Origin of the sequence: Brevundimonas sp., from assembly GCF_036659295.1 — a bacterium.
In the GTDB taxonomy this organism is placed as follows: domain Bacteria; phylum Pseudomonadota; class Alphaproteobacteria; order Caulobacterales; family Caulobacteraceae; genus Brevundimonas.
In genome coordinates, this window is sequence record NZ_JAVXCU010000008.1 from 1 (window position 1) to 24,698 (window position 24,698).

The 24,698-nt window shown below is 60.9% G+C and carries 15 protein-coding genes; 8 read left to right on the forward strand and 7 right to left on the reverse strand.

What is annotated here, in order from left to right; all coding sequences use genetic code 11:
* The 3 genes from RSB01_RS02980 to RSB01_RS02990 form a co-directional block, all read right to left on the reverse strand.
* A partial coding sequence (locus tag RSB01_RS02980; protein ID WP_332625059.1) for a hypothetical protein occupies positions 1-842 on the reverse strand: 842 nt, incomplete at its 3' end.
* Entirely contained in the window at positions 839-8,410 is a 7,572-nt protein-coding gene (locus RSB01_RS02985) for an SdrD B-like domain-containing protein (RefSeq protein WP_332625061.1), read from the reverse strand. The genes RSB01_RS02980 and RSB01_RS02985, both read right to left, overlap by 4 nt.
* Before the next feature lie 30 nt (positions 8,411-8,440).
* On the reverse strand, positions 8,441-9,298 hold the full coding sequence (locus RSB01_RS02990; RefSeq protein ID WP_332590869.1) for a hypothetical protein: 858 nt from the start codon (positions 9,296-9,298) through the stop codon (positions 8,441-8,443).
* A gap of 657 nt (positions 9,299-9,955) precedes the next feature.
* Here RSB01_RS02990 and RSB01_RS02995 point away from each other — a divergent pair.
* The 5 genes from RSB01_RS02995 (at position 9,956) to hisS (ending at position 14,610) form a co-directional block, all read left to right on the forward strand.
* Positions 9,956-10,282 carry a YggT family protein gene (locus RSB01_RS02995; protein WP_332590870.1) on the forward strand — a complete coding sequence of 109 codons (327 nt, stop codon included), beginning with the start codon at positions 9,956-9,958 and terminating at the stop codon, positions 10,280-10,282.
* Between the two features lie 144 nt (positions 10,283-10,426).
* Entirely contained in the window at positions 10,427-11,308 is an 882-nt protein-coding gene (locus tag RSB01_RS03000) for a 3-hydroxybutyryl-CoA dehydrogenase (protein WP_332590871.1), read from the forward strand.
* On the forward strand, positions 11,308-11,877 hold the full coding sequence (locus RSB01_RS03005; RefSeq protein ID WP_332590872.1) for a hypothetical protein: 570 nt from the start codon (positions 11,308-11,310) through the stop codon (positions 11,875-11,877). The genes RSB01_RS03000 and RSB01_RS03005 overlap by 1 nt, the downstream gene beginning before the upstream one ends.
* 26 nt (positions 11,878-11,903) lie before the next feature.
* Positions 11,904-13,097, forward strand: coding sequence for a DUF418 domain-containing protein (locus RSB01_RS03010; protein WP_332590873.1), 1,194 nt, complete (start codon positions 11,904-11,906; stop codon positions 13,095-13,097).
* A gap of 43 nt (positions 13,098-13,140) precedes the next feature.
* Complete coding sequence (gene hisS, locus RSB01_RS03015; RefSeq protein ID WP_332619355.1) at positions 13,141-14,610, forward strand: histidine--tRNA ligase; 1,470 nt, start codon at positions 13,141-13,143, stop codon at positions 14,608-14,610.
* Positions 14,611-15,003: 393 nt separating this feature from the next.
* On the opposite strand, the gene RSB01_RS03020 is transcribed toward hisS, so the two are convergent.
* Positions 15,004-17,133: a M13-type metalloendopeptidase gene (locus RSB01_RS03020; protein ID WP_332591236.1), complete on the reverse strand. Its 2,130-nt coding sequence runs from the start codon at positions 17,131-17,133 to the stop codon at positions 15,004-15,006.
* 486 nt (positions 17,134-17,619) lie between these two features.
* Between RSB01_RS03020 and RSB01_RS03025 the strand changes: the two genes are divergently transcribed.
* Entirely contained in the window at positions 17,620-18,276 is a 657-nt protein-coding gene (locus RSB01_RS03025; RefSeq protein ID WP_332591237.1) for a TetR/AcrR family transcriptional regulator, read from the forward strand.
* 69 nt (positions 18,277-18,345) lie between these two features.
* On the opposite strand, the gene RSB01_RS03030 is transcribed toward RSB01_RS03025, so the two are convergent.
* On the reverse strand, positions 18,346-19,479 hold the full coding sequence (locus RSB01_RS03030; RefSeq protein ID WP_332591238.1) for an aromatic ring-hydroxylating dioxygenase subunit alpha: 1,134 nt from the start codon (positions 19,477-19,479) through the stop codon (positions 18,346-18,348).
* Between the two features lie 111 nt (positions 19,480-19,590).
* Here RSB01_RS03030 and RSB01_RS03035 point away from each other — a divergent pair, with 111 nt between their 5' ends.
* Positions 19,591-20,541, forward strand: coding sequence for an alpha/beta hydrolase (locus RSB01_RS03035; protein WP_332591239.1), 951 nt, complete (start codon positions 19,591-19,593; stop codon positions 20,539-20,541).
* An 88-nt stretch (positions 20,542-20,629) separates the two neighbouring features.
* Positions 20,630-22,660 carry a PBP1A family penicillin-binding protein gene (locus RSB01_RS03040; protein WP_332619358.1) on the forward strand — a complete coding sequence of 677 codons (2,031 nt, stop codon included), beginning with the start codon at positions 20,630-20,632 and terminating at the stop codon, positions 22,658-22,660.
* On the opposite strand, the gene RSB01_RS03045 is transcribed toward RSB01_RS03040, so the two are convergent.
* The gene (locus RSB01_RS03045; RefSeq protein ID WP_332619359.1) at positions 22,657-23,385 is read right to left on the reverse strand and encodes a SprT family zinc-dependent metalloprotease; all 729 of its coding nucleotides are present in this window, start codon (positions 23,383-23,385) and stop codon (positions 22,657-22,659) included. The genes RSB01_RS03040 and RSB01_RS03045 overlap by 4 nt on opposite strands.
* Positions 23,360-24,619 carry a polyhydroxyalkanoate depolymerase gene (gene phaZ, locus RSB01_RS03050; RefSeq protein WP_332591434.1) on the reverse strand — a complete coding sequence of 420 codons (1,260 nt, stop codon included), beginning with the start codon at positions 24,617-24,619 and terminating at the stop codon, positions 23,360-23,362. The genes RSB01_RS03045 and phaZ overlap by 26 nt, the downstream gene beginning before the upstream one ends.
* Positions 24,620-24,698 lie beyond the last annotated feature (79 nt).

Below are 24,698 nucleotides of genomic sequence, written 5' to 3' on the forward strand. Positions count from 1 at the left end.
GGCACAATCTGCTGCACCATGAAGCGACCGGCACGGTCCACCGGCACCGGAGCGCCGAAAGCCTTGACGCCGGTATTCACGTCTTCGACTTCGCCGCTGATGGTCACCGAGGCCCCGCGCACCGCGATGGAATCGGTTGTGCGCATATTCTCGAAGGACGGACCTTCGAGGATGTCCGGCTTGGTGACGGTAATGGCGTGGGTGACGTCCAGCGTGGTGGCTGCCGTCTCGTCATAGCGCCCTTCGGCCCCGTAGACGCGCAGCAGGTAGCGATAGCGTTGCTCGCCCGCCTGTTCGCGATCGGTGGACCAGATGGCCGTCTCGCCGATACGCAGCGGAATGACCGTCATCGGGGCTTCGCCCGTATTTTGGTCAGCGCGGAAGATGCGGACCTCGGCACGTTCTACAAACGCCGCATAGTTGCTGAGCGTGAAGAAGCGCACCGGATAACCGGCACGGATGACCGGCTGGTCGGCGACAATGCTGAGCACAGGACGGACATCAAAGCCCGTGGCCTGTACGCGCACATCGGCACCGCTGAGGGCCAGATCCTGACGACGCTGGCGGTCCGCCCGCAGGTCGTCGGTGTCCCCTTCCCCGTCCACACTGATGCGGAACGGGGTCGAGGCTCCGCGATCGGCGGTTTCGAGGTTCGGGCCGACGCCACGGCGTTCCACCGCAGCGTCATCGGCCACCGGCCCGCACGGGCGATCCGTGTCATGGCCGCAATAGACCTGATCGGAGCTGCTCGAGGCTTGTTGAGCATGAGCCGCCGAGGCCAGAACGATGGCCGAGCCGCCCATCAGAAGGGCGGTCAGCAGTTTGTTCGAAGCGCGGATCATTGCACGCCTCCGTCGTTGGAAGTGGACGCAATGACGGTCTCTTCCTCGACCACCAGACGGTAACGGTCACCGGCATCGTTCCAGCGGTCGCGGATCATGCGACGCACCTTGGCGACACGGTCACGGATCAGATCCGCATCCTCGCCTTGCGACGCATAGGCCAGACGCAGGACCGACGGACGCTCGGCCAGAGTAACCAGCAGGGTCTCGAACTGTTGTTCGAACTCTGCACGCAGGTTCTCTCCTTCGAAGGCACCGGCATTCAGGTCCAGACGCACCACGCGGTGCAGGCTGGCGCCGAAGTTCAGGCGGGCGAACTTGCCGCGCGTCAGACGTACCGTTTCCGGGTTGCCCGAGGTGACGCGGTAGCCGGTCGGCAGGGTGCGGTCATCCAGCTTCACGATGAAGTTGGAGCCACGGTCCTCGTTCGGGATCATCGGGCAGGTGATGTGATAGCGACCCTCGACATCGGTCGTGATCAGCAGACCGCGAGCGGTTGCCAGACGCACGCCGCCCAGACCCGGTTCGCCATCGTCCTGAACGCCGTTACCGTTACGGTCGTCAAACACCTTGCCGAGGATATCCGTACAATCGAAATCCGGATCGGGGATCATTCGTACAGTCGCCTCGGCGATGTTCGAGATGATCTGGTCCACAGTCGGGTTGAGCGCGAACGCCGTATTGGTGTGCTCGCCCTCGACCACGCCCGCACCGACCACGAGGATCAGCTGGAAGCGCTTGGTCTCGCCTGCCGCGAAGGTCAGGTCAGGCCAGCTCAGCAGACGGCCGTTCTGGATCGGCTCGATCGCTACACCGTCCAGCAGCGCACTGCCTTCACGGTAACGGAAGCCGGCCGGAACACGGTCGGTCACGGTCACGCCCGGAACGGTACCTGCCAGCGTATTGCGGGCGGTGATAACGTACGGGACCAGACCGCCGCGAACCACATTGACCATCGGGGTCGACTTGGTGACTTCGATGGCACCCTCGAGGATCGGATCCAGCGGGATGTTGTTGTTCACGACATTGGCCGACAGGCCCGGTGTCAGGTTGAGCGTCAGAACATAGCCGGTCGTCAGGGTACCTGTGGTGCAGGTTTCCGGCGTACCGACCGGCGGCGGGCCGTTGCTGGTCGAGACCAGCATCGGGTCCGGCGTCGCGTTCACCGTCAGCGGACCGACGCAAGGCGGCAGCATGCTGGACGGCTGGATCGGGTTGTAGGTGCCGTTCGGCGGGGTCACCGACAGGGTGTAAACCCCCGCCGGAGCCGTGCTGACCAGCTGGAAGTAGTACAGACCCTTGGCATCGACGACCTGACGAAGGCCGCCTTCGCCACCCAGCAGATGCTGGGTCGGATCGAAGCCTGCCGGACCGTTGATCTCGACAATGGCACCCTGCACCGGCGTACGGCGCACGGAGTCATAGACGACACCCCACGGATCAAGCGGCAGGGACTGCTGCGGAACCGTCGCACCCGGTTGCAGGGTGATCTGGGTCAGCTCGCCATCGCGCAGGGTCGCACCACCCGGGTTCGCGGTCGAAACTGTACCGCTCGTATAGGTGTTGCCGGTTTCGTTCGGACGTGCGCCGCCAAAGACCGCATTGTTCTGCGGGTGACGGAAGCGGACCGAATAGCCGGTGCCCGGTGCCACGCCCGTAAAGGCATAGCCACCGTCCGGACCGGTCATCGCCGTGCCCATCAGCACATTGCCGAGGTACAGTTCGACCGTCCAGTCAGCCAGGACTTCCTCGCCGCCATCGCGAGCGCGGTTGTGGTTGGTATCCATCCACACCGTACCCGAGATAGCCGCTTCGGCACCGCGTTCACCGAACAGGTAGCCGGTCGCATCCGTGGCCGGAGCCAGAACGATCTGGTTGATCGTATCCACGCCGTCCGCAGCACCACCCGACGTACCCGGGGTGTCGAGACCATCGTCATAACCATCCGGCTGGGTTTCGAACACCGAATAGGTGCCGCCCTGAAGGTCGGTAAAGATGTAGGTCCCGTCAGCCTGGGTGACCGTCGTGCGGGTTACGCTTTCGCCACGCGAGTCCGTCCCCGTCAGCGTCATGGTGACACCGCCGATAACCGGCTCGTTAGGATCGCGGACACCGTTGTTGTTGGTGTCGTTATAGACGAGGCCCGACAGCGAGCCGGTACGTTCACCGAAGTTCACAACCGGCGGGGTCTGATCGGAGACGATCTTTACCGGTACGCGGTTGCTCGGATTCTCGCGACCATTGCCATAGCCATCCGGCTGGATTTCCACGACGACATAGTCACCGCCGCGGATATTGCCGAAGCTGTAGCTTCCGTCCGGATTGGTGGTGGTGGTCGCCACCAGTTCGCCGTTCGGTTTGCGCAGCTCCACAACCACACCACCCAGAGGGCGATCGGTCGGGGTAAAGGTGCCGTCACCGTCCACGTCGACATAGACGTTACCGGTCAGGCTCTGGCCACGCTCGCCAAAGGCATAGTCGGTTGCATCCGTACCCACCGGAAGGGTGATGTCATAGATGCGGTCGGCATTGGCCTCGACCGTGCCGCCGACGCTGCCGGCGCTGTCTTCACCGTCAGAGAAACCTTCCGGCTGGGTCTCGACCAGCTGGTAGTTGCCTGCCAGCAGGTCGTCGATGACCCACTCGCCCAGAGCATTGGTGGTGGCCGTGCGCGTCACCTGATTACCGGCAGCGTCGGTACCCGTCAGGGTCACAACGACACCTTCGATCGGGGCCTCGCCGGTTTGGCGGATGCCGTCATTATTGGCATCGACAAAGACGTGACCGGCCATGGTGCTGACGGTTTCGCCAAAGTCGATCGACTGTTCCACGCCCGGGGTCAGATTAACCTGCACCTCGTTCGGGGTCGACGAGCCATAGCCGTCAGGCTGGGTTTCGCGGATCGTATAGTTGCCCGAAGGCAGGTCGACGAAGCTGTAGTTACCGTCAGCGTCGGTCGTCGTGGTGGCGATCAGGTTACCGTTCTCGTAGAGCTCGATGACCACACCCTTGATCGGGGTGTCTTCCGGATCGCGCGTGCCATCGCGGTCGATGTCTTTATAGACACTGCCCTTGATGACGACGGCGCGCTCGCCGAACACATAGTCGGTACCCTTTTCGCCCGCAGCCAGCGTGATGTTGCTGATGGTGTTGGCCGCCGCAGTGGCGTCGAAGACCGAGTTGTCAGCCGTACCACCTGCCGAGCCCACACCTTCTTTGCCGTCGGCATATTGGCCCGGGTGGGTTTCGATCAGATTGTAATTGCCGTCCGGCATATCTTCGAAGCTGTAGTTGCCATTGGCATCCGTGCGGATCGTGCAGGTCAGCGACGGATCAAGGGCGGCACGCCAGGCACAGATGTCCTGACCGTCCTTGGTCGTACCCGACAGGGTAATCTCGACACCTTCGATACCCTTTTCGCCCGGCTGGCGGACGCCGTCATCATTCGCGTCAACAAAGACCGAACCCGACAGCGAACCGGACAGTTCGCCGAAGCTGTAGTTCGTACCCATGCCACCGGTCGGCAGCACGATATTGCTGATGACATCATTGCCGACAGTGCCACCCAGATCGCCAAGGGCTTCTAGACCATCGGCATAGTTCGACAGCGGAGCCGTGTTCTGGGCCTGCTGGGTCAGGGTGTAGCCATTGGCGTCCGAACCCGGAACCACCAGATACAGGAAGCTGCCCGTTGCATCGGTCACAGCCGCGCAGTTGATCAGGGTACAGACATCCTGACCGCTGGCCGTGGTGCCCGACAGGGTCATGGTCACGCCCGGAATGCCGGCCTCGCCTGCATCGCGAACACCCGAGGCATTACGGTCGATATAGACAAAGCCGTTGATGCCCTGACCGGTTGCGCCAAAGTCATAGGTGCTGCCGGCATTGCCAGCGGCCACGACGATGTTGGTCACGCGCAGTGCACCGGCACCCACCGAAGGGGTGTTGATGCCGCTGACGCCATTGGACGTACCGCCCAACGAGCCGACATAGGAACCGGTATGGGTCAGACCCAGTGCCGGCGTGATTTCCAGTTCGTAGTCACCCGGACGCAGAACCTGACAGTTTAGCGTCGCATCTGCGGCATTGGGGAACTGGTACAAACCCGTAGCGGTCGTGGTGATCGAGCAGTCAATCGCCTGACCCAGATCGTCCGTGCCGGTCAGGCGCAGGATGGCGCCGGACAGACCGGAGATTTCGGTCGGATTGCGGGTCGCATCGACGTTCGGGTCAAGGAAGACCATACCGCCCAGAGTCGAGGTCGGCAGTTCGCCGAAGTTGCGTTCGGTCAGATTGGCCGAAGGAGCAACGAGGCCGATGACAATGTCTTCCGGAGCCGGACGACCGCCCGAGTTGGCAACCACGTCGCCAATACCGTTGCTGTCCAGACCATCCGAAGCGCCGTTCGGCTGAAGCAGTTGCGTAACGATATAGGGTGTCGCGCCCGACGGAGCCACGTTGGTGAACGCGTAAGCGCCGTTGGCATCAACCGATGCGGTGCTGTTGATGTCATTGCCCGCGTAATCGGTGCCCGACAGTTTGACATGCGGGGTCGCCGAGAACGCGCCCGGTGCGAAACCGGCCTCGCCGGCATCGCGTGTGCCATTATTGTTAAGGTCGCGGTAGATATAGCCCGAGACCCTGGCCGCACCGATTTCCTGGAAGATATAGCCTGTGGCCGCAGTCGTGGCCGGCAGAACAATGTCCTTGATCGTGTTGTAGTCCGAATGACTGCTGTAATCGCTATTGTCGACCGTACCGCCAGCCGTGCCCGCAGTTTCATTGCGGTCGAACACACCCGAGGGCTGGTTTTCAACAATCTGGTAGGTGCCGGCAGGCAGGCGACCGAACGTAAAGGTGCCATTGGTTGCCGTCGTAGTCGTACGCGTAGCAATAACGTTGTTGAAGTCGTCGGTCCCCGTCAGCGTCAGCGTCACACCGGCAAGGCCTTCACCGCTGTCGATCGTGTCGTTCAGATTATCGTCGCGGTAAACCGTACCTGCAATCGAAGACACCGTGACCTGCGTTACTGCGGGTTTGTCATTATTGGTCGGAACTTCGTCGCGGCTGATTTCATTGCCCGACCCATCCAGGCCCGGCTTGATGTCAGCCGTATTGGTCAGGTTGGTGTTCAAGGCCCCCGCGAACGGGTCGGCAACCTTAGCGAAGAAGGTGAGCGTCACCGTATCGCCATTGCCGGGGAACAGACCGTCCAGAACACAGGTAACCTTGTTGGTACCCGTGCAGGTCGTGTTGGTAATCGACACGCCGCCCGAAGCCACGGCCGTTTCACCGCCCAAGCTCAACCAGCCCGTCGGAAGCTGGTCCGAAACGCGGATCTGTGTGGTCGGGGACGGGCCGTTATTGCGAACGACAACCTTGTATTCGACAGGCTGGTTAATCTGGACCGGCGAATCCGTGATGCGGGTCTTGGAAACCACTTCCAGATCGGTGGACGGAATAATCGTCGTGTTCTGGGTCGCTGTGTTGTTGGCCAGTTGGCTATCAGCCTGAACCGTCGTGGTGTCGTTCTGTTCGAGCGAAATCACGTTGACGCTGTTGGCAAACGTCAGCGGGCCGGTTGGCGGCAGAACCGAAGCATCCGCCGGGTTCACCGCAAAAGTAAGGCGGAAAATAACCTGGTGGCGCGAGTCCAGATAGTTCTGGGTGTCATCGGTACCGTGCAGACGGCAGACAATTGTGGAACCCGAAGGCACGCAGGTCGGAGCTGGCGGCACATAGAGGGTATTACCGCCATTTGCCGCAACCGGGTTGATAACCGGGGGGGCCGCAAGCGTCATGGTATAGCCGACAGGAGGCGCGGGCGTATCGGTGATTATGATATTCGAAGCGCGCGACGGACCAAGGTTGGTGACGCGGACGTCGTACAGAAGGTTCGAACCATAAGGTACGGGGTCATAGGCCGAACTCGGCTCGGTCTTGACGATGGACAGGTCCATTTGCGGGCCGTCCACATCATGTATCACAAAAGCACTATTGTTAACGGTGTTGGTTTCAAGCGTCGAGGTGGTGACTGTCGCGGTATTGGTATGCGAGATCGGGAAGCCGGTCGTTGCGCCGCCGAACGGGAAGCGTGCGCGTACGGGCTGACTGATCTGATAGCTTACGCCACGGTTGATGGTGCCCATCGGGCACTGGATCGCGCCCGTAAGGTCATTTTTCGTGCAAGTGACACCAGCCTTCGTTGTTGTGGGATTCCCCACCAGTTCAAAGCGAGCCGGATCGATAGTATCCGTGACAATCACATCCGACGCCGGATTCGGGCCCAGATTGCGGACGCTGATACTATAGGTCGAGATAACCCCCACACGCGCCGGGTTAGGCGCAATTGACTTGGCATTCAGCGTAATGTCGGTGATCGCCTCGATCGTGTAGCTGGCCGTTGACTCATTATTCGCGGTGTTGGTCTCGGTCGTATCCGGCGACGAAACGGTAGCCCTGTTATTAAACGTGCCACTTTCAAACGGACGGTCGACACGAACAATCAGGGTCTGCGGAGCGCCAACGGTCAGATTGATCAGGTTCCAGGCTAGACGGCCATTTGAAGGCGTGTAGCTCATCGAACCCGTGCTGATGGAATCCTCAACTACCGCCGTTATCATTGAACCTGAGTTCAGAAAGTTCGGAAGCATGTCGACGACATTGACAGTACGCGCAATGTTGCCGCCTGCGTTCGATACGGTCAGGCGAATATAGAAGCTGGTGACGTTATCGGCGACAGTGATTGCCGGTGTCTGGGTCCACGTCACCTTGTCGAGGCTGACCTCTTTTAAAATAACGAGGTCCGCAGCATCCGGCGTCGAGCGTGTACCCGCACCCGCGCAATCGTTCAGATCATTGCCATCGGCAGGGAGCGCGCCCGAACCGCCGAGCGTGCCGGTGCAGGCCGTGTTCGACAAATCCATATCAACGCCGGTACCGGCTGTTGTCTTCAGGCTAAGGGCAATATTGCTGCCAACGGCCAGCGTCCCCGGACCAGTCAGTTCGCACGTGATCTGCAAGCCCGCTTGCGAGCAAGTCCATGGCGCATCTGCAGAACTGAAGGTTTCGTTTGCGGTAACCGTATCAACGATACGCAACGGATTAGCCGGATCATAGGTCAGTATCGACGGACCGTTATTTACGACCGTTATCGTGCTGGTCATGATACCGCCAGCCGCGACCGGGTTCGGACCCTTGCTCTTGGTCAGGCTAAGGTCGGAACTGGGAGCCGCAATCTCGTAGCTGACATCCTTGGTATTATTACCCGGGACCGGATCGGTGACACCCGCCGGCAGATTAACAATAGCCGAGTTCACAACCGTACCGGCGGTCGGCGACATAGCCGTTACCGGAATAATGAAGTCCTGATTTTCACCGGTTGCAAGATTGCCTGCGATGCAGGTGACCGTATTGCCAACCGCTGTACATCCCGCCGGAAGCGTTCCGATCTGGAACTCGGGTGCAATGACATCGACAATGCTCGCACCGGCTACCGTCCACGGACCCCGATTTCGCACACCCAAAGTAATATTGACGGTTTCGCCTTGGATAATCGTGCTCGGCATCGATTTTTCGGCTTCGAAATCTGCGCCCGGCTAAATTGTCGTTACAACCGGTGTAGCGGTATTATTGTCAGGCTTCGGGTCCTGCACTCCGCTTCCCGTTATCGCCACAAAGGCGTTGTTAGTGATCGTACCGCCAGTTGCCAGAACGCGTCCCGAAACCGTTACATCCGGCAACGCACCCGTGACAGCAGGCCCTGTGTAGTTACAAGTTACCGCCGTACCTGAGCGGGAGCAGTTCCAGTTCGTGCCGGCTGCAGTAAGGAACTCAAAATTGCTGGCCGCTGGCAGATTGTCGACCAGACGAATGGCACCGGTTGCGTCGGGGCCCTGGTTCACTGCCTTGAGCGTATAATTGATAATACCCCCAGCAGGGATGCTGTCGGTCGGCAGATTGTCATTCTTGGTAACGACCAGATCCGCACCGGCCTCGACCGCCGGAGAAACCGACAGCGTATTGTTGGCCGGATTGTTGTCGACATTGGTCGGAGACGAAATCGATGCCGACGCCGTGCGCGAACCGATTTCCTTGGCATCCGCCATATAGTCGAATTCGAAAGTTCCCACCGGCAGGGTCGGCAAACTACAGGCCAGAGACTGACTGCCCACTACACCCGACAAGATACAGTAGGTCGGAAACTCGCCAGTCTGAACCGAGAAGTTGGACGGAACCGCAATGTTCACAACCGCGTCACTGACAGCGCCGGGACCGTTGTTGGCCACCGTGATCGTGAACTTGGCCTGACCGCCATTCGCTGCAGGATCCGGATCCCAGCTATAGCCGGACACCTGTAGATCCGCCGCAGCCGCAGCACCGGCCACACCTATCACAGCAAGAGGGGCCACCACGCGCATTGCACGCAACGCAACACGCTTGATCAAACCGAGCATTTTCAACACTTCAACAGTCTCCAGTCCGACGAAGGTCAGGCCTGTGAAGTGACGAAAATCAGCGCCAGACCGAAAACAGTCTGACGCTTCACACCCGCCCCACATCGCCCACCGATTCGGTTGCGGAGCTTCTAGCGCTTAGTGATCCAATATGGCCACGCTATCATATGTAACTAAATGTATTTAGTTTTGCGTATTGCTGTTTTTTGAAGAAATTTATTTTGTAAATTTAAGTAACTGTGTCGTTTTTTAAAAACATGCCGCATTTAAAATATCGGCGATCAATTAAATTCGCAAAGCCTATCGGGGGTAAATTTATAACTACTTACATGGCTTTCAAAATCATAAGGCTCTCATAGATCGTCGATATTCAAAGGCGAGGTATTTTAAGGGTCCTCGCCCCATCACAGAATTGCACTTTTTAATTATACTTGAATATTGCCTCGGCTTTCGACCCGATAGGTAGAGAGCAGAATGCGGTGATCGCGAACTCGCATGATCAATCTCGCTCCCCCATGAAAACAGGTTTGAAGAGGCCCGCTAAAGGCATTTTGGGCGAATAGGTCGCACAGCCCTGTGGCCATGGCCTGCACGCGGTGCCTTGGCGCGGACGTGCCGCGGGGCTAGAACGGGACAAATCTTTATTGGAAACTGTCCATGACCCTTGCTGCCAGCCTTGTCGGCTTTCTGTTCTTTCTGATCGGTGCCGCGCTGAAGCTGGTTTTGATTGCCATCATCGCCAATGCCATTCTGAGTTGGCTGTTCGCGTTTGATGTCATCAATTACCGCAACCGTTTCGTCTATCAGCTGGCGACCGCTCTGGACCGCATCACCTCGCCGATCCTGGCCCCGCTGCGCCGCTTTATTCCGCCGCTGGGCGGGATGGACCTGACGCCTGTGGTGGCGCTGATCATCATTCAGGGTCTGCAGATCTATGTGATCCCCGCCCTGCACCTGACCTCGCTGCGTCTGGTCGGTGCTTAGGCCTGCCTCGCTGGCCGTGAGTTGATTGTCGGACACGCCATCGCGGATTCATGCGCGGTGCACCATTCGGAGCTTGCACGCCCTGCGCGTGGTCCTAAGCTGAAAACCTTATGCCCCTCGCGGGGTGCGAACCTGTAGAGTCTTATGAGCGGGATCAACACAGTTGCCATTATCGGTGCGGGCCAGATGGGTTCGGGCATTGCCCAGACCGTAGCCGGTGGCGGTTATGACGTGAAACTGTACGACACGGCCGAGGGTCGTGCTGTTCTGGCCATGGGCGAGATCGCCGCCAGTCTGACCCGCCGCGTCGAGCGCAACCTGCTGACCCACGATCAGGCGCAAGCCCTGCTGGCCCGCATCAAGGTTTGCGACACGCTGGCCGAAACCGTTTCGGGGGCCGACATGGTCATCGAGGCGGTTCTCGAAGAAGAAGCCGCCAAGAAACAGGCCTGGTCCGATATTGTCCCGCATCTGGCCCCGCATGCCCTGCTGGCCAGCAATACCTCGTCCATCTCCATCACCCGACTGGCGTCGGAAACCGACCGCCCCGAGCGTTTTATCGGTCTTCATTTCATGAAGCCTGCGCCGGTCATGCGTCTGGTCGAGATTGTGCGCGGTATTGCCACCTCTGCGGCCACCTATGATGTAGCAGTCGCCTTTGCCGAGAGCCTTGGCAAGCAGACCACCGCGTCCGAAGATTTTCCGGCCTTTATCGTCAACCGTATTCTGGTGCCGATGATGAACGAGGCCATCTATACGCTGTACGAAGGTGTCGGTAACGTCACCTCGATCGATACCGCCATGAAGCTGGGGGCCAACCACCCGATGGGGCCGCTGGAACTGGCGGACTTTATGGGGCTGGATGTGGCTCTAGCCATTATGAATGTGCTGCACGAAGGCCTGGCCGACAGCAAATACCGCCCCTGCCCGCTGCTGGTAAAATATGTCGAGGCCGGCTGGCTGGGTCGCAAGAGCGGCCGTGGCTTCTATGACTATTCGGGCGCAACTCCGGTACCGACACGCTGATGACCGAACACACCGCCCCCCAAGACCGGAACCCGCCCAGCATTCTCGACCATTTTCCGGGGTCCGAGCGTGTACAGCCGCGCAACTCGCTACAGGCCAAGATTATGGCCTCGGTGGTCGCCGCCGCATGGCCGCCCCTGCTGCTGACCTTTCCGTTCTGGCCGCCGCATAATCTGTGGTCGGGTCTGGATACCGACTGGCGGATTATCCTGCTGGCCGTCGGCCTGATCGCCGCGCCGGTGGCCCTGAGCCGTCTGGCCAAGGCCAAGCGCCCGAACAATGCCCCGTGGACACGCCGCGCCGTGATCGGCCGCTATGTCATCTATGGGGGCATTCTGGCGGCCTGTTTGCAGGTTCTGATGACGCTGGCCCTGGCCGCCGTCGCCGGTTTTGCGGGTGAAAGCTTTATTCAGGCGCTCGGCGCCATTGAAACTGTCGTGCTGACCTTTGGTGTCATTGGTGTGCCCTTGGCCCTGATGGTCGGTGTCAGCTACGCCCTGTGGGGCGGTATCTGCGTGGCCTATATTGCCTATGGCAAGGCCGCGCCGCCTATACGCCGTCCGTTCTAGGCGGCCACCATTGTCGGGGGACATAAATGGGGACTGTGAACCGCATCAGTAATCTGGACGCCGTGCGCGGCGTCGCCGTTCTGGGCATTCTGGTCGTCAATGCCCTCGCCTATAGCTGGCCGATGGACGCCATGATGGCGATGCAGAAACTGCCCATGGCGGTTGACGGCGTATTGCAGGGCGGCGACCGCATCGGCGCATGGGCCATCGAGGCCCTGTTTACCGACAAGTTCCGCACCCTGTTCTGTCTGCTTTTTGGCGTGTCCATCTATCTGGTGGGCGGTGAACGCAGCGACAAGGAACGCGGCAAGAAGCTGCTGCGCCGCCTTGGCTGGCTGGCTGTTTTTGGCCTCGTCCACGGTCTGGCCTTCTGGTTTGGCGACATCCTGATGCTGTATGCATGGACCGGCCTGTTTGTGATGCTGATGCGTGGCCTGTCCGGCAAGGTGCTGCTGATTGTCGGCGGTACAATCACGCTGGCCCTGATCTTTATTCAGGCCTCTCTGGGTCTGCTGATGCCGATCATGCCGCCCGAGATCGCCTCTGCGTTCGAAGGTCATGCCGAGGTCACCACCGCCAGCCTGATGGCCGATGTCGCCAAAGTCCAGTCCGGTTTCGGCGCAGCCATGCTGTCCAATCTGGTCAGCTGGGCCATTGTTCAGGGTATGAGCCTGACCATTATGGCCCCTGCGGCTTTTGCCCTGATGGTGCTGGGCATGGGCCTGTTCAAGGTCGGGTTTTTCCATGGCCAGCTCAGCAACAAAATCTATGCCGCCATTATCGCGGTCGGCCTTGCGGGGCTGGCGCTCAAGGGCTGGGCGGCATGGATCGAGGGCGGTGTCGCCCCCGAGCTTCTGCCGTCGCGCGGTCTGAACATGGTCGGCTCGTCTCTGGCGGTGCCGATCTCGCTGGCCTATGCGGCGATTATCATCAAGCTGCCCGCCCTGTTTGTGTGGGCGCGGCCGGTCGGCCAGATGGCCTTTACCACCTATCTGACCCAGACCCTGATCATGACCACGCTGTTCTACATGCCGTGGGGCCCCAAACTGTATGGCCAGATGGGTCCGGCAGCCTTGTGGGGCGTGATTGCCGGTGTGTGGGCGGTCCAGATCGTCTTTGCCCATCTGTGGCTCAAAGCCTATCGCTGGGGCCCGTTTGAATGGGTTTGGCGCTCCCTGACAGAGGGTCGCAAGCTGACACTTTCGCGGGCCACGGCCTAAAGCCCGATTGCAGCGATGCGGGGGATGGCTTAATCGCCAACCCATGACCGACATTCAACGCCCCGAAGCCCGCTCGCCCCGTGGATTTCAGGATCGCCGTGGCAGCGACCTGAGCGCCGAACGCCGCATCATTGCGCGCGTGTCCGAAGTGTATGAACGCTGGGGCTTTGAAGGTCTGGAAACGCCAGCCCTCGAATATGTCGATGCGCTGGGCAAGTTCCTGCCCGATACCGACCGCCCCAATGAGGGCGTGCTGGCGCTGGAGGACGATGACGACCAGTGGATCGCGCTGCGCTATGACCACACGGCTCCGCTGGCCCGTTTTGCCGCCCAGAACTGGGAAACCCTGCCCAAGCCTTATCGTCGCTATGCCTATGGACCGGTGTGGCGCAACGAGAAGCCGGGCCCGGGGCGTCTGCGCCAGTTCTGGCAGTGCGACGCCGACACGGTGGGCTCGGATCGTCCCGAAGCGGATGCCGAAATCCTCGCCATGGGCGTCGAGGGTCTGCTGGCGACGGGACTGACGCCGGATCAGGCTGTGATCCGCGTCTCGAACCGCAAACTTTTTGACGGCCTGTTCGATGCGGGCGGCATTACCGACACCAACCAGCGCCTGACGGCCCTGCGCGCCATCGACAAGTTCGATCGTTTGGGCATCGAGGGCGTGCGACTGCTGCTTGGGGAGGGCCGTCTGGATGAATCCGGCGACTATACCAAGGGGGCCAACCTGCCGGTCGCGCTGATCGGTGCGGTCGAGACCTTCCTTGCCTCGGTTTCCAACGCCGAGGCCTCGCGTTCGGAAGTTCTGGATACGATTGCCAATATCGGTGCGGGTCTGGGTCAGGCAGGCGATGCGGCTCTGAAAGAGCTGGCTGCCATTGACCGCGCCCTGAACGCCATGGGTGTGGGGCAGGATGCGGTCAAGTTCGACCCGACCATCGTGCGCGGTCTGGAATACTATACCGGCACCGTGTTCGAGGCCGAGCTGCTGCTGGAAACCAAGGACGAAAAGGGTCGTCCGATCCGCTTCGGCTCCATCGGTGGCGGCGGTCGTTATGACGATCTCGTGGCCCGTTTCACCGGCCAGACCCTTCCGGCGACCGGCTTCTCGTTCGGTGTCTCGCGTCTGGCGGCAGCCTTGCGTTCGGCGGGCCGCAGCGGACCGCAGACGCGCGGGCCTGTGGTGGTCATCGTGTTCTCGGACGACGACATGCAGCACTATCTGGATGCCGTGTCCGAGCTTCGCAATGCGGGCATTCCGGCAGAGCTGTATCTGGGCCGTGCCGGTATGAAGGCACAGTTCAAATATGCCGACCGTCGCGGTGCCCCCGCAGCGGTCATTCTGGGCGGTGACGAGATTGCCGCCGGTGAGGTGACCATCAAGGATCTGGACGCCGGACGCGCCCAGGCCGCGGCCATTACCAATAACGAAGAGTGGAAGGCCGCCCGTCCCGGCCAGATGAAGGTGGCCCGCTCCGAGCTGGTTTCCGTCATCAAATCCATTATCGAATAAGCTTCGATAATTATCGCTGTTTTTTCCAAATAATCAGCGATAACTCATAAAAGCTTCGATTTCGCTGTTTGGCCCGATTGACCCAAGGGCACCTTTTAGGTCAATTGGTCCTACTCGAGGGACGCGGCGCTGATAGCGCAGCAGTCACTTGGAGGCGTTTCGGGGAGGAAACGTCCGCTCCACAGAGAGCGAGAAGGCCCGCTGCGATGTATCCCCCGCAGCGGGCTTTTTCATGCCTGAAGCCTGAAACCGCAGCAAACATGCCGTTCAGCCCTGAATCCGCGCAGGTTTTGTCCGTATGCGCACGGCATTGCGGCCGTCCAGAACGGCAAGGACGTAAAAGAAAAGCCGGCCCCGAAGGACCGGCTTTCCAATATCGAAGCTCTTTCGATTTTACCAGAGACGGACGCGGTCTTCCGGTGCCAGATAGTATTTGTCCGTCGGCTTGACGCCAAAGGCCTCGTACCAGTCATCGACATTGCGCAGTGGGCCGATGACGCGGAACTCGGCAGCCGAGTGGCTGTCGGTGGCGACCTGCTGGATCAGCGCCTGTTCGCGATACTTCGACTGCCAGACCTGTGCCCAGCCGAAGAAGAAGCGCTGGTCACCCGTCAGGCCGTCGATGACCGGAGCCGGCTGGCCCTTCAACGACAGACGATAGGCATGCAGACCCACGGCCACGCCCGAGGCATCGCCGATGTTCTCGCCCATGGTCAGGGCTGGATTGATATTGTGGCCTTCAACCGGAGCGAACTGGGCATATTGCTCGCCCAGACGCGTGGTCAGGGCCACAAAGTTGGCGCGGTCCTCGGTCGTCCACCAGTCGCGCAGAACGCCGTCACCGTCGGACTTGGAGCCCTGGTCGTCAAAGCCGTGACCGATCTCGTGACCGATCACGCCACCGATACCGCCATAGTTGACGGCGGCATCGCCATTCGGATCGAAGAAGGGCGGTTGCAGTATGGCTGCAGGGAAGACGATCTCGTTATTGACCGAGTTGTAATAGGCATTGACCGTTTGCGGGGTCATACCCCACTCGGTCTTGTCTACGTCCTTGTCGAGGCGCGACAGACGGTCGGCATAGCTCCACTGGCGCAGACGCAGGGCGTTACCGACCAGATCGTCACCGCTCATTTGCAGGGCCGAATAGTCGCGCCACTTGTTCGGATAGCCGATCTTGACGGTGAACTTTTCGAGTTTCTCCAGAGCCGCAGCCTTGGTCTCGTCGCCCATCCAGGTCAGGTTGCGGATACGCTCGCCTTGCGCCAGACGCAGGTTGGCGACCAGCTCTTCCATCTTGGCCTTATATTCCGGCGGGAAGTACTGGGCGACATAGAGACGGCCAGCAGCCTCGCCCAGTGCGCCCTCGGCAAAGGAGATGCCGCGTTTTTCACGGCTGCGCTGTTCGGGCTGACCCGACAGGTCGCGGTCACGGAATTCCCAGCGGCGATCGGCAAAACGCTGCGACAGCAGCGGGGCCATTTCGTCAGCCGTCTGGAAGGCCTGCCAGGCTTGCAGAACCTCTAGCGGGGTTTCGGCATAGACAGCGGCCATCTTGGGCAGGGCGGTGTTCTGGGCCACGACCAGACGCGAGACATGGCCAAGGCCCGCCGCATCATAGAAGCCCTGCCAGTTAAAGCCCGGAGCCTCTTCGGCCAAACGGGCAATGGTGTAATCGTTATAGGTCTTGTCGCGGTTGCGGCTTTCGGCCTGCGTCCAGTGGGCCGCAGCGATGCGGTCTTCCAGAGCCACGATCTGGGCGGCGGTCTCGGCCGGATTGGCCCAACCGATCATGCCCAGCATGTCGGCGACATAGACCTGATACTTAGCCTTGGTGCCCGCGTGGCGTTCTTCCAGGTAATAGTCGCGGTTCGGCAGGCCAAGGCCCGACTGGCGCGTGGAAACGACATGGCGGGTCGGGTTCTTGGCATCGGCACCGACGCCTGCGCCAAACAGCGACGCGCCGAAGTCACCATTATGGGCACCCATATAGGTGGCCATGGCGTCGTGGCTGTCGACGGCGCGAATAGCGGTCAGATAGGGCTGAAGCGGCTGGGCATCCAGCGTCTCGATGCGCGCGGCGTCCATATAGGAGCGGTAGGCATCGGCGATCTTTTGTTCGTCACTACCGGCAACCAGATCGGTACGGGTCGCCAGACCCAGCACCAGTTCGCGCATACGGTTGTCGGACAGTTCGCGCAGCAGCGGGAACGAACCATACGAAGAGCGGTCAGACGGGATCACCAGATGATCCAGCGCCGTACCATTGGCATAACGGAAGAAGTTGTCGCCCGGCTGGACCGAGGTATCACGGCCGTTCAGATCAAAGCCCCAGGTGCCGTATTTCGGGGTGGCGGTACCCTGCCAGCCACCGCTGGCGGCCTGAGCCATCGGCATGTCGATCAGGCTGACCATCTCGCACTGGGCATCGATGCAACCGTGGTTGTGATCCGCGCTATGCGCCACAGCGACAGCAGGCATAAGCAGAGCAGCAAGCGCCGCTCCGGCCAGTAATTTCTTCATATGGATAAAGTCCCTCTTTATAGCCGGTTCAACGCAACAAACGGATCGTTTCCGTCGCGACCAAACTGCCTGATATATTTCTACCTTGCCTTGTTGGGCGCGCCGGTCAATTGCGGCCAGTTCACAATCAAGACATTGGTCGAAAACAAGATTCTCCGAAAAATTCTCGGCAATAGATTTTCACATATCGCTGTGAAGCAAAACATTGTTGCGCAACCATTCCCGATAGACGGGAATCTGCAACTTTCTTCCAACACATGCGTATTTATACCTAGTATAACGCCGTAATTTTAATCAAATGGCGTGCATTTAGACGGATTTCAGACCCATTTTGGTCACGGTTCGATGATGAAAGTTCGCTCCAGAATGTCGGGTTATACCTGCGTTCGTCGGTCACCGTTCTCGATCGATGCGCCAGATAGCCGGACTGATTTTTGTTGGGCCTCCCCGACCCTCCTGCATTTTAGTGAATAGAGTTCCAGACCAATGACCGACACCGTCGTTGTCGCCGCCGCGACCACCGAAACCGAAGCCAAGCCCCGCGTAAACCGTCGTCAGGTTGCCAAGGCTCGCACCCGTATCAAGGTGCTGGAAGCCGCCCGTAACCTGTTTGCCGAGCGTGGCTATGACGCCGCCACCATCCGCGACATCGCCAAGGGTGCGGGTATGTCGACCGGTGCTGTCTTCGCCAACTTCCAGGACAAGGCCGAGCTGTTCGAAGCGGTCTTCTCGGACGAAATGGCTGCCCTGTCCGAAGCCTTCACCGCTGGCGTCGCTATCGAAGCCGGTACCTCGGCCCGTCTGGCCGGTGGCCTGAGCGCCGGTTACCATCAGGTTCTGGACCACCTGCCGCTGATGCAGGCCATGGTGGCCCGCTCGTGGTTCCAGCCGGAAGACGCCGACAAGCGCGTGCGTGAATTCCTGGCTCCGGTCATCACCACCATCAGCGACGTTCTGCAAGCCGGTATCGCCAAGGGCGAGCTGCGTCAGGACACCGACGTGGCCATGCTGTCGCGCATGGTATGGGACATCTATCTGTCGAACCTGCGTCGCGCAGCCTTCGACAACTGGAGCATTGAAGAACTGACCCCGCACGCTGCCAAGCAGATGGACGTTGTGGTCGCTGGCCAACTGGCCAAGTAAGACCGGACATCCTCCGATCAAAAAGAAAGCCGGAAGGGTCATCCCTTCCGGCTTTTTTGTACGTATGCCCTAGCTCTTCCAGCGCAGCACGGTTTCCTTGATCGGATTGACGAAGGAACGCTGCTCGGCACGGCTCTTCAGCCATTCTTTTTTCAGTTGCTGGTACCACTTGGCCTGTTTGTCGGCATCGTCGATCCACAGAAGTGGCGGGTCGTATTTCAGCCCCTCGTTCTGCAGGTTCACCATCCCGCCGTCCTGATGCAGGAAGGCGGCGACCCCTGCGCGCAAGAAGGGCTTGGCCAGTGCAAAGACCCAGTGATCGGACCAGAAGACCTGTGTGATACGGGTTTTCTTATCGTTGACCGGCGTCAGCAGGGTCAGGGCCAGAACCTGTTTGGCGCCGACCTGAATATGCTCCCAGCGATAGCCGGGCAGACGGAAGGTAATCTCGGTGGCGGGCGCCCCGCCCAGCACCTTGTAAAGGCGGCTGTTTGACGACGGCGCGTGGCGCACCATGGCCCAGCCATAGTCGCGCGGCGCAAAGGTCTTGGCCTTTTCGTGCATGGATTTTTCCGAACGCCACCACCATTGCTTATGCACATAGGGGCCGTGGGCAGGGTCCATCAAGCCAACGACCGCATGGTCGATATGGCTGTCGAAATCCATCCATTCGACCAGTTGCGGCTCGCCTTCGGCACCGGGGAAGAGCGGCGGCTCCTGATCGGGTTGGCTGGGATTGCGGGCATCCGCGGGCATCCAGACGAACACCATGCCCTGACTTTCGCGGACCTCGTAGGAACGCACCTTGATGCGGCCGACCTCGACATCCTGACCTTCGCACAGGGACGGCATGGCCGCGCAGGTGCCGTCGGTGCGGAAGCGCCAGCCGTGATAGGGGCATTCGACCGTCTCGCCCTCGCCTTCGCGCTCGACAAGGCGGCCGGCCGACAGCGGGGCCGCACGGTGCGGGCAGATATCGCGCAGGCCATAAACATCGCCCGCCTGTGTGCGACCGATCAGGACCGGCTCGCCCATGACCTCGTAACGCTTCAGGCTGCCCTGCGCGACCTGTCGGGACAGGGCCACGAAATACCAGGCATCGGTCACATAGCCCTTGCCGAAACCACCGGACGGCCCTTTTGGCGCATCCGTAGTGTTCGGGGCAGACGGGGTCTTTTCAGGTTCTACAGCACGGCTATTCATGGAATAATCCTAGCAAGGGACAGGCGGCCTGTCCCCACCGCTTTGCTGAAACGACAATAACAAGGCGCCTGCCCTGTCGGGACGCCTTTTTGGAAACGTCCGGAGACACCTATGTCGCGCATGATCGCCCTGATGCTGGCTCTTGTTCCCCTCACTGGTGCCTGTTCGGCGGCTGTCGCCCAGAACGGCGACCACAGCGCCCATCATGGTGCCCATCAGCACGCTGCCTTTGAATCGGGTCGCCTGCATGTGCGCGTGGATGGCGAGGAAGGCCTGCCCGATCTGGTGCTAATCCCCGGCCTGTCGTCCTCGCCGGAAATCTGGCAGCCGACTGTCGATGCCCTCAAGGGCCGGTATCGCATCCACCGCATCCATGTGAGCGGGTTTGCGGGCAGTCCTGCCGGTGACAATGCCCAGAACGGCCAGACGCCTATGCCGGTGGCGGCACCCGTGGCCGAAGAGATCGCCCGCTATATCCGTGAGCAGAACCTGAACAAGCCCGCTGTCATCGGCCATTCGATGGGCGGCACCATCGGCATGATGCTGTCGGCCCGTCATCCCGATCTGGTTGGCAAGCTGATGGTGGTGGATATGGTGCCGTTTGCCGGAGCCATGTTTGGTGGGACCGATGCCACCGTTGCGGCCGTGACCCCTGTGGCCGACCAAATATGGACAACACAGGCCAAGCTTCCGCGCGCGGCCTATGTGATGGCGGCCACCCAGACCATTAACGGCATGATCAATACGCAAAGCCGTCGCGAGGAAGCCTTGCAGCACATGCGTGACAGCGATCAGGGCGTATCGGCGGCGGCCTTCCGCGAGTTGATCGTCACCGACCTGCGCCCCGAACTGGGCCAGATCACCGCCCCGACCACTGTGCTGTACGTCAAGTTCAACGATGCGCGCATGACCAATGAAGTGACCGACGCCATCTATGCGGCCAGCTTTGCCAACAAGCCCGGCGTGACGCTGAAACGGATCGATGACAGCGCCCACTTCATCATGTTCGACCAGCCGCAACGCTTTGCGATCGAAATCGACACGTTTCTGAAATCCAATTAAGTCGCCATCGTTCTGCCGAGGGTTTATGGCAGTTGCCAAGCCCTCGCCAGCCTCTAGGCTCGGTAGAGCCAGACGATAAGGACACTCCATGGCGCGTAAAGACCGCTCTTCCCCCGCCGAACCCAAGCGCCGTCGCTCCTTTATGGGGCGGCTGTTCTATTGGGGGGCCGTTATGGCCGTCTGGGGGCTGATTTTCGCGGTCGTGTTCTTTGCGATTTTCGCACGCGATCTGCCCGATACGTCCAGCCTGTATGAAGTCGATCGCCAGCCGTCGATCACCTATCTGGACCGTTCCGGATCGCTGATTGCCGTGCGCGGTTCGCAGATGGCCCCGCCGGTCGATCTGGACGCCCTGCCCGACTATGTGCCTGCCGCCTTTGTGGCCATCGAGGACCGTCGCTACTGGGTACACCCCGGCTTTGACCCCATCGGTATGAGCCGTGCCATGGCCTCCAACCTCAAGGCGGGCCGTGTGGTTCAGGGTGGTTCGACCATTACCCAGCAACTGGCCAAGAACCTGTTCCTGACGCCGGACCAGAACCTGAAGCGCAAGGTTCAGGAGCTGATGCTGGCCGTCTGGCTGGAGATGAAATTCACCAAGAAAGAGATTCTCGCTCTCTATCTGAACCGCGTCTATTTCGGTGCCGGTGCCTATGGCATCGAGGCCGCCGCCCAGCGCTATTTCGACAAGCCTGCCGAAGAGCTGACGGTTGGCGAAGCGGCGCTGCTGGCCGGCCTGCTGAAGGCCCCGTCGCGCTATTCGCCTGTATCGGAGAGCGAACGCGCCGCCACCCGCGCCACGGTCGTGCTGAACAGCATGGTCGAGACAGGTATCATCACCGACGCCCAGCGTGATGCGGCTGTGGCCGAGCCGGTGCGTGTCTCGCGCACCCTCGCCAGCCAGCACGCCCAGTATTTCATCGACTGGCTGGATAAGCAGGTGCGCGGCATGGTCGGCGAGCAGACCGAAGACCTGATCGTTGAAACCACGCTTGATCTGGCCATCCAGACCGATGCCGAGCGCGCCGTGCGCCGCATTCTGGACCGCGATAAAAACAAGGGCGTGGAACAGGCTGCACTGGTCGCGCTGGACGGCGACGGCCGTGTCCGCGCCATGATCGGCGGGGCCTCCTATCCCGACAGCCAGTTCAACCGCGCCACCGAGGCCCGCCGTCAGGCTGGCTCGGCATGGAAGCCGTTCGTCTATCTGGCCGCTCTGGAAGCCGGATACACGCCCGAAACCCGCGTGGTGGACGAGCCGATTACCATCGGCAACTGGTCGCCGCGCAACTATTCGGGTCGCTTTGCGGGCGAGATGACGCTGGCTCAGGCCGTAGCGCAATCGACCAATACCGTGGCCGCTGCCGTCGCCGATCAGGTCGGTCGCTCCAATGTCGCCAATGTCGCCAGCCGTCTGGGCATCAGCGGGCCGATCAGCCAGTCGCCGTCAATGGCACTGGGCGCGGTCGAGGTCTCGCCGCTGGAAATGGCACAGGCCTTTGACGCCTTTGCCAATGGCGGGCGCAAGGTCAAGGCATGGGGCATCAGCCGCATCCGCACCAATCGCGGTCAGGTCATCTTTGAACACGGTCCCGCCGAGGGCGCACAGGTCATCCATAACCCGTCGCTCTATTATCTGAACCAGATGCTGCGCGGTGTGGTCACCGGCGGTACGGGCCGCGCCGCCGCCATCAGCGGCCGCGATATTGCGGGCAAGACCGGCACGACCTCGGACTATAAGGACGCCTGGTTCGTTGGTTATACCGGCGGCTTTACCGCTGCGGTCTGGGTCGGCAAGGACGATAACACCGCCATGAGCCGTGTCTCGGGTGGTGGTGCGCCTGCCGCGATCTGGGCGACCTTCATGCAGTCGGCCCTGCCGCGTCTGGCCGTCCAGAGCATCCCCAATGGTCCGGCCCTGCCGGAAGGCTGGATCCCGCCCGATCCGGTCGGCGATGCCCTCGGTCAGGTCGAAGACCCCTATGCCCAGCAGGATACGGGCGTTCTGGACGAGGACGGCATGCCGACCTTCGCCACCCCTGCACCGGTTCAGGAAGCCCCCAAGGTGGCCCCGCCCAAGCCCGAAGCCGAGCGCAAGCCCGACGCCCTGTTCTACTAGTTTCCGATGGCGTGAAGCTGTGCGCCGTGGACTTTGAGCCAATGGCGCATGGGCTTGTGATCGCCGATCAGACCTGTGACCACGGCCCAGTATTGCGGGCTGTGGTCGGCCCTGACCAGATGGGCCACCTCGTGTGCGGCCAGATAATCGGCCACAGATCGCGGGGCCATCACTACCCGCCAACTATAGCGGATCGAGCGGTTATGCGGGCTGCACGAGCCCCAGCGCGAGCGGGTATCGACAATGGATACCCGCACCGGTCCCTGACCCAGTTTTTGCAAATAGTGTTCGGTGCGTTCCAGCAGGAAGGCGCGCGCCTGACGCCGGAACCAGTTCTCGATGCGGCGTGAAAAGGCCTCGCCCTCACCGCCCGCCCGCAGGACAGGGCCGTCATCCGTTTCATAAAGACGCGCCGCAGAGACACCTGCCACCGCTTCCAGACGCAAGGTCTGGCCCAGATAGCCAACCGTCATACCCGTCCTAAAGGGCTGGACCTCGACGGCGCTGTCCAGTTTTTGCGCGATCCAGTCGGCTTTTTGCAGGGCAAAGGTCACGCCTTGCGACAAGGTCGCCGCCGAGGGGGCCACCACCACCGCCTCGCGCTCGCGGGCATCGATGCGGATGGAGATACGCCGCGCACGTTTGTTGACCGAAAGGCGCAGGGTCTGCCCGTCTTTCAGCGAGAGACGGTCCCCGTCCTTATACTTCGGCTGAAAGAGCTTCATTGCCGGTGATGAAATCCCGAAGGCGCGGATAGATCTGCTCGCGGAAGCGGCGACCGTTGAACACGCCATAGTGGCCCACTTCGGACTGGACGTGAAGCAGGCGGCGCGTATCGGGCAGGTTCGGCGTCAGGACGTGGGCGGCCTGTGTCTGGCCGACGCCCGAAATATCGTCATTCTCGCCTTCGATCGTGGCCAGCCCGATATCTGTAATGGCCCCCAGATCGACGCGGCGTCCGCGATGGGTCAAAAGCCCGCGCGGCAGAAGATGCTGCTGGAACACATAGTCGATGGTCTGAAGATAAAACTCTTCGGTCAGGTCCAGCACCGACAGGTATTCGTCGTAGAATTCCTCGTGCTTTTCGACACCGTCGCCATCGCCGTCGACCAGACTGTCGAAATAGCGGCGATGGGCGTCGATGTGTTTTTCCTCGTTCATCGACATGAAGCTGTAGAGCTGCACAAAGCCCGGATAGACCCTGCGCCCGACACCCGCATAGGGGAAGGGCACGGTGTGGATCATGTTCGACTTGAACCAGGTGAAGGGCTTTTCCTCGGCCAACTGGTTCGTCACGGTCGGCGACAGACGCGCATCGATAGGAGAACCCAGGAAGCTCATCGAGGCCGGACGGTTGGGGTGGTTGTCCTCGGCCATCAGGGCGCAGGCGGCCAGCACCGGTGGCCCCGGCTGACACACGGCGACCACATGGGCGCGGCCACCGATGGCAGCCAGCATGTCGCGCACATGGTCCATATAGTCGGCAAAGTCGAAGCGACCTTCCAGCAGCGGCACTTCGCGGGCATTGGTCCAGTCGGTGACGTGGACATCGTAATCGCCAAGGAAGGTCTCGACCGTACCGCGCAGCAGGGTGGCATAGTGGCCAGACAGGGGCGCGACCACCACCACCGCAGGGGCATCAACGGCGCGGCCTGCTGCCTTTAGGTCATCACGGTTGCGCACGAACTTGACCAGCCGGCACCATGGCGAGGACCAGACGATCTCTTGCTCGACGCGGATAGTGTGGCCTTCGACAACCACCTGATCCAGATGCCATTGCGGCTTGCCATAACGACGGGTCAGGCTCTCGACCAGTTCGGCTGTCGCAAAGGCCGTGCGTCCGATGGCGGTATCGGACGCGGCATTCAGCGGCGAGGTCCAGAACTGGCGGGCCATCTGTGCGCCGACACGCAGCGGCATGGCCGAATGATAGGCAAGCTCGTGAAAGGCGTAGAGCATGGGTTACCGGCAAACGCGCCCGACAGGTCAGGCAGGGACGTACAGACTTTTATACCGCACTGCACAATGAACCACGCCG